Here is a 2227-nt window from a genome sequence, read left to right as displayed (position 1 = left end):
GCGTGGGAACGATCGGGTTAGACGGCATCCCGCGGTAGCATCAACCCCAACGGCAAGCGCACCCGCGCTTCCAATCCGCCACCGGTACGGTTACGCAATTCAACATTGCCGCCGTGCATCGAGGCAATGCGCTTGACGATCGCCAGCCCTAACCCCGTGCCTTTGCCGCCTCGGGCACGATCACCGCGGGTGAACGGGTTGAAGATCGCCTCCAGCTCGGACGGATCGATCCCGGCACCACGGTCCATGACGCTCAACACCACGTACGGTGCGCTCACATCCCCAGACACGTACGCCGCCACCTCCACACCACTGCCTGCGTGGTGCAGCGCATTGCCGATAAGGTTGTTGAGCAAGCGCTTCATCGATACCCGACGCAATGGAAACGGCTGGATCGGCTCCAGGCGCAAGCGTACTTTTTCTTCGTTCTGGTTATACGGCGCGGCGACCTCGCGGACCAGATCGCTCAGGTCCACCTCTTCCACCGACTCATCCCGGCCGTCGCGGATGAACGCCAGGAACTGATCGAGAATCGCATCCATGTCCTCGATATCCCGAACCATGTCATCGGTCAGGTCCGTGCGGTCGCCCATCAATTCCAGGGACAAGCGCAAACGGGTCAAGGGCGTGCGCAAGTCATGTGAAACTCCGGCCAGCATCAGTTCGCGCTCGCGACCGGCCTGCTCGACGTCTTCGGCCATTTGGTTGAAGGCGCGATAAACCTCGGTCATTTCGCTCGGTGTATCGCTGATCGGCAGGCGCACACTGCGACCCTGGCCGAGTTGTCGCGCGGCGTAGACCAGGCGCTTCAGAGGTTGATTGAGCTGGCTGACGAAGATCCACGCCGAAGCGGTAGACAGCAAACCGATGGCCAGGAACCAGCCCAGTACGTTCCAGATTTTCTGGCCACGCAATGGGTGCGGATACAGCGGCACTTTCAGCCAGCCATCCCCCAGGCTTGGCGCGCGAACCCACAGCGCCGGAGGCGAATGCATGCGCAACCGGACTTCGGTGTCGGCCCCCAATTCAGCCTGCATCTGCCGCTGATAGATCTCGCTGTAGGGCCAATGCTGTTCGCCTTCCGGCACGCCAGCGCCCACCACCCTGATCAGGGTCGCGGCTTCGGCAATCTTGTCACGATTGTTTTCATCGGCCGCCCAATAGGCGCGTAGCGTCAGGGCAACGCCGTGGCTGTACTGACGATCCACCAGCACGTCTTCGTTCATCAACAGATAAACCAGGGTCAGCGCCTTGGAGAACAGAACGACGATGAGCACCAGCCAAAGGGTGCGGGAGAAAAAGCTCTGGGGGAACCAAACGGGGGTTTTCATGGGTAACCGCTAAACACTTGCAGGAGCGAGCGATGCTCGCATATTGCGGATCGCGAGTCTGCGAGCAAAGTCATCTGACCCGTTGCCCGCAAGACCCGCTCCTACAAATCGCCGATCACTTGGTGGCGGCGCCATCCGGAACGAACACGTAGCCCACGCCCCAGACCGTCTGGATATAACGCGGTTTGGATGGATCGGGTTCGATCATCCGGCGCAGACGGGAAATCTGCACGTCGATGGAACGCTCCAGGGCATCCCACTCGCGGCCACGGGCCAGGTTCATCAGTTTGTCGCGGGTCAGCGGTTGACGGGCGTTCATCACCAGGGCCTTGAGCACGGCGAACTCACCGGTGGTGAGCATGTGCACTTCGTCACCGCGCTTGAGTTCGCGGGTGGCCAGGGACAGCTCGTAGTCACCGAAGGTCACGCTTTCGTCTTCGCTGCCAGGAGCGCCCGGCACCGGAGCCGACTGGCGACGCAGGACGGCTTTGACACGGGCCATCAGCTCATCGGGGTTGAACGGCTTGGCCAGGTAATCGTCGGCACCCAGTTCCAGGCCCTTGATACGGCTCAGCTCATCGCCCTTGGCGGTCAGCATGATGATCGGAATCTGGTTGTTCGCGCCACGCAGGCGGCGGCAGGCGGTCAGGCCGTCTTCACCGGGCAGCATCAGGTCGAGGACGACCAGGTTGAACACTTCGCGTGCCAGCAGGCGGTCCATTTGCTCGGTGTTCGGTACGGCGCGGGCGCGATAGCCCTTGCTGACGAAAAAACGCTCCAGCAGGCTGCTGAGGCCCGGGTCGTCGTCAACAATAAGAATTTTTTCGCCTTCAGCAATGTTTGCAGTGCTGCTCATTGGATGCTCCTTTTAGCTCGGCGCGCATTATGGCGTAGCT

General features: G+C 61.2%; 2 protein-coding genes. Both read right to left on the bottom strand.

Translation table 11 applies throughout. The annotated features are described in order from the left end of the window. Positions 1–17: 17 nt before the first annotated feature. Complete coding sequence (locus tag D8U18_RS12410) at positions 18–1331, bottom strand: ATP-binding protein (RefSeq protein WP_056852106.1); 1314 nt, start codon at positions 1329–1331, stop codon at positions 18–20. Positions 1332–1446: 115 nt separating this feature from the next. After that, positions 1447–2187, bottom strand: coding sequence for a two-component system response regulator OmpR (gene ompR, locus D8U18_RS12405; RefSeq protein ID WP_008032260.1), 741 nt, complete (start codon positions 2185–2187; stop codon positions 1447–1449). Positions 2188–2227: the final 40 nt, after the last annotated feature.

It is taken from the genome of Pseudomonas sp. Sample_10, assembly GCF_004321495.1.
Classification (GTDB): domain Bacteria; phylum Pseudomonadota; class Gammaproteobacteria; order Pseudomonadales; family Pseudomonadaceae; genus Aquipseudomonas.
The sequence above is the reverse complement of the archived record's forward strand: the minus strand, read 5'-3'. Positions and strand labels throughout refer to the sequence as shown.

Bases quoted from the DNA above. Each gene is read 5' to 3' on its own strand.
- D8U18_RS12410 (WP_056852106.1), bottom strand. From the start codon at position 1,331: ATGAAAACCCCCGTTTGGTTCCCCCAGAGCTTTTTCTCCCGCACCCTT.
- ompR (WP_008032260.1), bottom strand. From the start codon at position 2,187: ATGAGCAGCACTGCAAACATTGCTGAAGGCGAAAAAATTCTTATTGTT.